This window comes from Ornithinimicrobium sp., from assembly GCF_051004135.1.
In the GTDB taxonomy this organism is placed as follows: domain Bacteria; phylum Actinomycetota; class Actinomycetes; order Actinomycetales; family Dermatophilaceae; genus Ornithinicoccus.
Genome location: NZ_JBPCKQ010000024.1, coordinates 1 through 8,088, shown reverse-complemented (window position 1 = coordinate 8,088; position 8,088 = coordinate 1). Strand labels below are relative to the sequence as shown.

Below are 8,088 nucleotides of genomic sequence, written 5' to 3'. Positions count from 1 at the left end.
GAGGTGGTCGCGACGTGCCCCGACATCCTCTGCGTCCTCCAAGCGCGGACCGCGCAACCGCTGGCAGCCGAACAGGTGCAAGTGGGTGACGACGTCATCCTGCTGACCCTGCCCGGCCCAAAGTGGTGGATGGACCCCGCGCGGATCCACCTCGTCGCGCCCCGGGCGTTCGGCCTGGAAAGCGAGCCGGTGGTCGGGGGCCCGCCGTGAGGACCACGACAACACTGTCCGCGCTGCTGGCCCACCCGTCAGCAGACCCGATCAGGCTGCTCACCCCGGGGACCTGCACGCACACCCCCGTCGGCTCGGTGCTCCTGGCGCGGGACGTGAACGCGCGGCCGGACCGAGCCGAGGGATCCCTGCTCGTTGTCCTCAATGACATCCCCCGCGATGACTGGCGGCTCGATGCGCTCGTCAGCCGCGCGCACGCTGCCGACGTGACTGCGCTGCTGCTGTCCGGGCACGAACCTCTCGGCGGCGCCACCTCCCTGCTGGCCGGCAGGCTCGGCCTTCCGGTGCTCGGGGCGCCAGATCCGCTCCATGCCTACAGCACCCTCACCGACCTGCTGACCAGACCCATGGTGGAGCAGGCGCGTATCGTCCGGGCGATGGTCGCGATGTGCTTCAGTGCCAGCGACGACCCGCTGGACGTGGTGCGCGGGATGGCCGAGGTCCTCGGGCGGCAGGTGGCGCTCTTGGACCATGCGGCGCGAGCGGTGGTCGGGCCGGAGTTGGTCACTGAAGAGGAGCGGGAACAGCTGCTCCACCACCTAGCCCAGCGCCCCGCCGCGCCGGCACACCTGCTCGTGGAGCGGGTCAAGGACGGGGAGGTGGTCGCACTGCCGGTGATCCAAGGGCAGTTTTGGCTGTGCGTCAGCCTCCCCGAGCCGCTGTCCACCGAGCGGAACGCCGTCCTCGCCGCGCTGCCGATCGCGGTAAGCGCCATCCGGGAGCGGCTGGCCGAGCGCCGGCTCCGGCTCGAGCGTGATGCCCGCGCCCGGACCTCCGCACTCGAGGAGATCACCCGCCACCCGAGTGCGCTATCGACCTCGCTTCGCCGGCGCGCACTCGACCTGGGTTGGCAGTTGGACGGGTGGCACGTCGGCATCTCCGTCGGCCTGCTCGAGGACCTCGACCTCATGGCTGCCCGCTCCGACCTCCTTGCCGCCTTCGCCAGCGAGGACCTGGACATCCAGGCAGTAGAGCAGGTCGACGGCTGGGCCGCATGGACCACCACCGAGGGCGAGCCATCGTCGGAGGACGCGGTGCGCCACGCCGCCGCAGTGCGTCGCGCCCAGCGTCGGTTCGAGTCGAGCGCCGCCGTCGGCACCTACGTCGGGGTGGGTCGGGCCCGTATCAGCACCGAGGGCATCGCCGGCAGCATCAGCGAGGCCCGTGACGCCGCGAGGCTGGCGCGCAGCAGGGAGCAGACCGGCCGCTTCCTCCACGTCGACCGTCTCGGCTTCGGCCAGCTGCTGCTGGGCTGGACCCGCACCGACTCCTTCCGCCCAGCCGCCAAGGCGCTCCTGGACCCGCTGTCCCGTGCCCCGGGCGACCTGGTTACGACGCTTGGAACCTACCTGGATTGTGAGTCATCCCTGGTCCACGCCGCCGCGGTCCTCGGCGTGCACCGGAACACCGTGGCGGCCCGCATGGCTCGGGTGCAAGAGCTGCTCGGTGTCGATCTGACGAACCCGGACGAGCGGCTCGCGCTCCACCTAGCCTGCAAGAGCATCGAGCTACCGGATCAGGCTATGCAGAACGGCCAGTGACGGCCCAAAAGCCGTGCACTCCGCACATTGTGGCCGTAATGCCTTGCCCCTAGCCTTGTCGCAACTCGGCAAAGGACGGGCATGACTGAGACAGACATCACCGCCGCTATGCGCCGTCGGCGCATGCACCGCGAGTTTGAGGACCGCCCTGTAACCCGCGGAGCGCTGGAGCAGATGGCCTGGGCTGCCACCCGCGCTCAGCAAGCGCGGTCCGGCGTGCGCCACCTCGTCATCGTCGACGACCCGGTGCGGATGGCCCTGGCCCGCAAGGTGCTCCCCGGCTTCATCAACAACGCGCCAGCCATGATCGTCCACTGCACCGACACAATCCGCGCTGAGGAGGTCCTGGGTCGGCGCGGTGTCGACGCGGCGACGTGGATCGACGCGGGTGCGGCATGCGCCCACCTGGCGCTGATGGGCCAGACGTTGGGGCTAGGCGTCTGCACGGTCACCAGTTGGAGCGACCAGGCGGTGCGCTCCCTCCTCCACCTGCCCGACCATATCCGGCCGGACGTGACAGTCGCAGTGGGCTACGTCGTACCGCAGCCTCGGCCTGCCGCCAAAGGCTTCCGGACCAGTTGGCACCACAACTCCTTCGGCACCGTCTTCCGACAGGAGGCAGCAACGTGAGCGAACAAGTGAAGGTCGAGGAGGACCTCTTCGACATCGTCGTCTACCTGGTCAACAGCGCCCCCACCAGCCTGGGCGAGACCCCCAGCCTGGCTGCGTTCCGGATGATGGACGCCGCCAGCCGGCTGCTCGCCGTGCTGCAGCGCACGACGTCTGACACAGAGCAGCAGACCTTTCTGGCCGAGGCGCGCGCCGACTATGACGCCCACTACAACCTGGTCATGACTGATCAGGAAGCGTTCAAGCAGTGGCTGCCGGACTTCGTCCGCCGCTGTACCGAGGAGGCGATGCGCCGCGCCGCGGCGCCGTCCCCTTGAATCCCCCCTGGGCTGACCCTGGCCCGTTTGACTGAACCAACCGAGAAAGGCCAAGACTATGATTCGTGAGGCAGCGAGCAGCCCTTCCCTTCTAGAGGACTACAGCCGCCATGAGGTGCCTCGGGACAAGACCCGCAACTGGCTTTCGATGGGCGTGGTCTGGTCCGGTGTTGGCATCAGCCTTGGCTTGCTCCTGACCGGCGGCACGATCGGCAACGGGATGACTCTGCCCGCCGCCGTCGTCGCCTCCTTCATCGGCGGCGTCCTTCTCGCCCTGATCGCGTCGGCAACCGGCATGGTCGGCAACCGAACGCACCTGTCGACAGCCATGATCTCCCGGTTCACCTTCGGCAAGCAGGCCATCTTGCTGATCGCCTTCATCCAGGCGCTCGGCTCCTACGGCTGGTTCGCAGTCCAACTCGGTCTGTTCGGTGAAACCGCGGCGGTGAGCTGGCAGTCGCTGACCGGCGGGAGCCTACCCGGAGCGCTGTTCATCGTCGTCGGGGGCTTGCTCATGATCAGCACCGCGATCTTCGGCTACAAGGGCATCGAGGTCCTCAGCAAGGCAGCGGTCCCGCTCATGCTCCTGCTGATCGGGGCCTCGGTCTGGCGGATCATGTCCGACAGCGCGCTCAGCGACGTCTGGGCCCTCGAAGGCTCCGGCGAGCCAGTCTCGATGGGCGTGGGCATCTCGCTGGTGGTCAGCTCCTTCGTTGTCGGCGCGGTGATCGCTCCGGACGTGTCCCGGTACTCAAAGTCCTCCGCGCACACGATCGGTGGCGCAGTGTTTGCCTTCGCCGTCGTGACCCCCGTCGTCCTGGTCACCGGCACCCTTATGGCCCAGGCCACCGGGACGTGGGACATCGTCGACATCATGCTGCGCCTCGGCTGGGGGGTGCTAGCCCTGTTCCTGCTGATGTTCGCCCAGTGGACCTCCAACGACAACAACCTGTATGGCGCAGCGCTGGCTCTTGCGGTCATGTTCAGCAGTCTGCAGAAGTGGCAACTGACCCTAATCGCCGGGATCGTCGGCATCCTGCTGGCCCTAGCCGGCATCTATGACAACTTCATCACGTTCCTCTCAGTGCTAGGGATTCTCATCCCGCCGATGGCCGGTGTGATCGTGGCCGACTACTTCTTCATCCGCAAGTACCGGTACGCGACCGCGGCCGAACACCAGATCAAGTCGATACGGATGCTTCCGATGGCCGCCTGGGCGATCGGCTCGCTAGTCGCCATGCTGACGACCTACACCGCCTTCACCCTCACGACAGTTCCGGCCCTCGACGGCCTACTGGTCGCCGGGATCCTCCAGTACCTGTTGGGCAGGTACGTCGAGGCAGGCCCCGAGCCCGCTACCGCCGCGCCGGCCCAGACGCACCCAGCCCAGACGCCCTTGGCGCCGGAGCCCACCAGCGACTGACGCCCACGTCCCGGCCGCCCTGCCTCACGGAGCGGCCGGGACCTGACCCGCAGGGAGGACATCTCAGATGTACATAGGCATCGACGTCGGCGGCACAAACACGGACGCCGTCCTCATGGACGGGCTGAACGTGTTGGCCGCCACCAAGACACCAACCACAGAGGACGTCACCTCCGGCATCGCTGCCGCGCTCGACTCGCTGCGCCAGCAGCGCCAGTTCGACGCGGCCCAGGTGGACGGCGTGATGGTCGGCACCACGCACTTCGTCAACGCCCTCGTGGAGGCCAGGCGGCTGTCCTCGGTGGCCGTGCTGCGCTTCGGGCTGCCGGCCACCCGCGGGCTGCCACCCCTGGTCGGCTGGCCGCAGCGGCTGCGCGAGGCCATCTCTGGCCAATACCACCTGCTGCACGGTGGCCACGAGTTCGACGGCCGCCTGATCAGCAAACTCGACCGCGAAGAACTGGCCGCAGCCGTAGAGCAGGCCGTCGAGACCGGGGCACAGGCGTTCGCGGTCTCCTCGGTGTACTCGCCGGTCAACGACGAGTTCGAGCAGACGGCTGCGGACTACATCGCCGAACACCACCCCGACATCCCGGTCAGCCTCTCCCACCAGATCGGGCGGATCGGCCTGCTGGAGCGGGAGAACGCCACCGTCATCAACGCCGCCCTGAGCCGGCTGGCGGTGGAGATCTGCGAGGGGCTGCTGTCCACGCTGCGCACCAGTGGCATCAGCGCGCCGCTCTTCGTCTCCCAGAACGACGGCACCCTCATGGACGTGGACTACACCCGGCGCTACCCGGTCAACACCTTCGCGTCCGGGCCCACCAACTCGATGCGGGGCGCGGCCTTCCTGTCCGAGCTCAAGGAGTGCATGGTGATCGACATCGGCGGGTCGACTTCCGATATCGGCGTCCTCCAGCACGGGTTCCCCCGCGAGGCATCGGTCGAGGTAGAGGTGCAGGGCGTGCGCACCAACTTCCGAATGCCCGACGTCTCCTCGATCGGGCTGGGCGGCGGCTCCCACGTCGACGTCGACGAGACCGGCGCCGTGATCGTCGGACCCCGCTCGGTCGGATACCGGCTGCTGCAGGAGGCCAAGGTGTTCGGCGGGCCTACGGTGACCGCGACCGACCTCATAGTGGCCGCCGGCACCCACCAGATCGGCGACTCCTCACTAGTAGCCGACCTCGACCCGGACCTGGTCAAGGCCGGCCTGGCCCGGATCCAAGAGCTGCTGACCGACTGCGTGGACCGGATGCGCACCTCGCCCGAACCGGTGGACCTGGTCGCGGTCGGTGGCGGCTCGGTGCTAATGCCGCCCGCGCTGGACGGGGTGCGCAAGGTGCACATGCCCGAGCACTTCGCGGTGGCCAACGCGATCGGCGCGGCCATCGCGCAGGTAGGCGGAGAGACCGACCGGATCTTCTCAGTGCCGCCGGGGGGCCGGGAAGCGGTCCTGGACCAGGCCCGCACAGAGGCCGTGGAACAGGCCATCGCTGCCGGGGCCGACCCCGACAGCGTGCAGATTGTGGAGGTCGACGAGGTGCCGCTGGCCTACCTGCCGGGCAACGCCACACGCGTCCGCGTCAAGGCGGTCGGCGACTTGAAACTAGGAGGTTGACGTGTCGTACAACTTGGACGGGCAGACGCTGGCCGACATCGCCCGGGGTGCGGCCATCATGGGAACCGGCGGCGGGGGTGACCCCCTGGTCGGCCGGATGCTGGTGCAGCAGGCGCTGGATGAGGGCCTGCGCGTGAAGGTGATCGACGCCCACGAGGTCGCCGACGACGACTTGGTGATCTCGACCGCAATGATGGGCGCGCCGAGCGTAGTCGTTGAGAAACTGCCCAGCGGCGACGAGGCGGTCGCCTCGCTGCGCCGGCTCGAGGAGCACCTGGGCCGCTCGGCGGTGGCGACGATCCCGATGGAGTGCGGCGGGCTGAACTCGATGATCCCGTTGCTGGTCGCCGCCCGCGCCGGCATCCCGGTGGTCGACGGTGACGGCATGGGCCGGGCCTTCCCCGAGCTGCAGATGGAGACATTCGGGGTTTACGGTGTGCCGGGCAGCCCGCTGGTAGTCTCGGACGCCGCCGGCCACACCGCGCTCATCGAGACCGGCACCGACAACGTCCAGATGGAGTCCTTCGCCCGCGCGGTGACCATCCGCATGGGTGGCGCCTCCTACATCGCCGAGTACTCGATGAGTGGGGCTGACGTGAAGCGCACCGCGATCCCCGGGACGCTGTCGCTGGCCAGGGACCTCGGGCGCTCCGTCCGGGAGGCCAGGGAGGCGCACACCGACGCGTTCGCGGCGCTGATCCAGGCAGTCCGCAGCTCCATCTACGGCTACGCCAGGCCACTGTTCAGCGGCAAGATCGTGGACGTGAGCCGTGGGGTCGTGGACGGCTTCACCGCCGGCACCGTAGTGATCGAGCCGTTCGATGCGGGCTTGCCGATGGTCATCGACTTCCGCAACGAGAACATCGTGGCGAAAGTCGACGGCCGCACCGTGGCGATCGTGCCCGACCTCATTACCATCCTGGATCTGGACTCCGCGAGCGCGATCACCACGGAGGCGCTGCGCTTCGGACAGCGGGTCAGGGTGTTAGCCATCGCCACGCCGCCGATCATGCGCACACCCGAGGCCCTCGAGGTCTGGGGACCGCACGCCTTCGGCCTTGATGAGCCGTGGGTGCCCGTCGAGGAGCTGGCCGCCACCTAGCTGTACTCGCCCGTCAGCTTGGTGACAGTCGGCTGATCGCAGGAACGAGGTGGCCGAGAGTCGTTCGTGACCGGTGGGCAGTCGCCACCGGTGGGCCCATGGCTGCGCTCCGCGCACTGGGCACTCATCTACAATTCGATGACTCTCGAGGGGTCATGGAGCACGCCCGCTACTCGGCAACTGCGGAGCGTTCTTGGGTTGGGGGCATCACCCACATATCAAGCAGTTCCGGACACTTGAGGTCGCGTCATTGTGGGCGGTGTGCAGCATGTTGTGGACGCGCCGATTGTGGGCGGAATAGGTTGCACCGCCCTGCTTCAGTCCCGATCGTGGAGTCCAATGCGCGGCAGGCGCCCTGACCTTGCCCGACACCCGCCCGGGGTTCTAGAACCGCTGACCACTGGCACTCGAGATGCTGGTCTTCAATCGAGAACCTCGACGGTGTCCGGGTCGACCCGAAGGGCGTGCAGGCGGAGACCAAGTGGTCTGCTCCCTTCGTCGAGCAGTTGCTGCATGGTCTCGGTGTCGGTGTTGAAGGCCTTCGCGCGGTGCGCGGTGTGCTGCTGCCCGGTGTGGGCGACGTGTCGGGATCGGGCGGGCCATGGTTGGTGACCGTCGGTGCAGTGATCCTGTAGTCGGGTGCGCATCCGCTCGGTGAACGCTGGCAGGTTGTACCGGTGCCATTCTTCGATCGCGTCGGAGCTGAGTACCCTGCCGGCGCGGCGGCGATGGTCTGCCAGGACCGCGAGCTCGTGGACCAGGTGGGGGTGGCGCGGCCAACAGGGCGGGATGGTGCCGGCGGGGTCCCAGACGTATTCGTGGTTCAGCCAGGTCACGACCCGGTCCAGCCAGTCCCACAGCTGTTCGCGGAGCACCTTGGTGCGACAGGTGGCCGGGTCCCACGGTCGGGGTAACTGGTGGGGGTCACCCAGCGCCTTCTTCTGGTCCTCAGTGCCGTGCACCGCCTGGGCGATCTCCCGGTAGGCGGTGCGCAGTGCCGGGCCCGGTTCGGGGAAGGGCAGCACCAGCAGATGATCCATGGACACGGCCGCGTGTGGGGTCGTGCTGGTCATTGAAGGGATTTCCAGCGAGTAAGGTAACTACTCAGGTGTTCGGCGTGGCGGGTTGATACTGGTGTGACTGGTGGGTGTCCGATGATCCGCTGCCGCCGATTCCGGCTGAGCCGACGGTGGAGCAGCTGCGGGTGGCTGTGCTGGAGCGGG

Annotated in this window: 8 protein-coding genes; 7 read left to right on the top strand and 1 reads right to left on the bottom strand. The window is 68.1% G+C overall.

All coding sequences use genetic code 11. From position 1 onward, the window contains the following. The 7 genes from ACR2FV_RS01335 to ACR2FV_RS01305 form a co-directional block, all read left to right on the top strand. Positions 1–210, top strand: a 210-nt coding sequence (locus tag ACR2FV_RS01335; protein ID WP_434013929.1) for an S-methyl thiohydantoin desulfurase domain-containing protein, incomplete at its 5' end; no start/stop codon positions are given. After that, positions 207–1,772 carry a PucR family transcriptional regulator gene (locus ACR2FV_RS01330; RefSeq protein ID WP_434013928.1) on the top strand — a complete coding sequence of 522 codons (1,566 nt, stop codon included), beginning with the start codon at positions 207–209 and terminating at the stop codon, positions 1,770–1,772. The genes ACR2FV_RS01335 and ACR2FV_RS01330, both read left to right, overlap by 4 nt. A gap of 81 nt (positions 1,773–1,853) precedes the next feature. Continuing rightward, positions 1,854–2,402 carry a nitroreductase family protein gene (locus tag ACR2FV_RS01325; protein WP_434013927.1) on the top strand — a complete coding sequence of 183 codons (549 nt, stop codon included), beginning with the start codon at positions 1,854–1,856 and terminating at the stop codon, positions 2,400–2,402. Further along, positions 2,399–2,719, top strand: coding sequence for a DUF6092 family protein (locus ACR2FV_RS01320; protein ID WP_434013926.1), 321 nt, complete (start codon positions 2,399–2,401; stop codon positions 2,717–2,719). Before ACR2FV_RS01325 ends, ACR2FV_RS01320 begins: the two co-directional genes overlap by 4 nt. Before the next feature lie 115 nt (positions 2,720–2,834). Continuing rightward, positions 2,835–4,142, top strand: coding sequence for a cytosine permease (locus ACR2FV_RS01315; RefSeq protein ID WP_434013925.1), 1,308 nt, complete (start codon positions 2,835–2,837; stop codon positions 4,140–4,142). Between the two features lie 67 nt (positions 4,143–4,209). Further along, positions 4,210–5,763 carry a hydantoinase/oxoprolinase N-terminal domain-containing protein gene (locus ACR2FV_RS01310; RefSeq protein WP_434013924.1) on the top strand — a complete coding sequence of 518 codons (1,554 nt, stop codon included), beginning with the start codon at positions 4,210–4,212 and terminating at the stop codon, positions 5,761–5,763. A gap of 1 nt (position 5,764) precedes the next feature. Further along, positions 5,765–6,865 (top strand): DUF917 domain-containing protein, encoded by a 1,101-nt coding sequence (locus tag ACR2FV_RS01305; RefSeq protein WP_434013923.1) that lies wholly within the window; start codon positions 5,765–5,767, stop codon positions 6,863–6,865. A 422-nt stretch (positions 6,866–7,287) separates the two neighbouring features. On the opposite strand, the gene ACR2FV_RS01300 is transcribed toward ACR2FV_RS01305, so the two are convergent. After that, positions 7,288–7,938 (bottom strand): hypothetical protein, encoded by a 651-nt coding sequence (locus ACR2FV_RS01300; protein ID WP_434013922.1) that lies wholly within the window; start codon positions 7,936–7,938, stop codon positions 7,288–7,290. Positions 7,939–8,088: the final 150 nt, after the last annotated feature.

Coding starts and splice junctions, on each gene's coding strand:
- ACR2FV_RS01310 (WP_434013924.1), top strand. CDS start 4,210: ATGTACATAGGCATCGACGTCGGCGGCACAAACACGGACGCCGTCCTC.
- ACR2FV_RS01300 (WP_434013922.1), bottom strand. CDS start 7,938: ATGACCAGCACGACCCCACACGCGGCCGTGTCCATGGATCATCTGCTG.
- ACR2FV_RS01325 (WP_434013927.1), top strand. CDS start 1,854: ATGACTGAGACAGACATCACCGCCGCTATGCGCCGTCGGCGCATGCAC.